This is a genomic window from Variovorax sp. KK3 (assembly GCF_001984055.1).
Classification (GTDB): domain Bacteria; phylum Pseudomonadota; class Gammaproteobacteria; order Burkholderiales; family Burkholderiaceae_C; genus Variovorax.
Map to the genome: position 1 here is coordinate 1 of NZ_LYVO01000224.1, position 269 is coordinate 269.

Annotated in this window: 1 protein-coding gene; it reads left to right on the plus strand. The window is 69.5% G+C overall.

Annotated features, from left to right (window positions below; translation table 11 throughout):
• Positions 1–269, plus strand: a 269-nt coding sequence (locus B0W80_RS35860; RefSeq protein ID WP_179107117.1) for a cadherin-like domain-containing protein, incomplete at both ends; no start/stop codon positions are given.

Consider the following 269-nt stretch of genomic DNA (forward strand, 5'->3'; position numbering starts at 1 on the left):
GACACCTCGATCACCGGCAACGTGCTGACCAACGACGTCGACGCCGATGCGGACACGCTCGCGGTGACCCAGTTCACCATCGCCGGCACGACCTACACCGCCGGCCAGAGCGCCGCCATCGCGAACGTCGGCACGCTCACCGTCAACGCCGACGGCAGCTACGTCTTCACGCCGGTCGCCAACTTCAACGGCAGCGTTCCGGTCGCCACCTACACCGCGACCGACGGCACGGCCAGCGCCAGCGCCACGCTCACGCTCACCGTGACGCC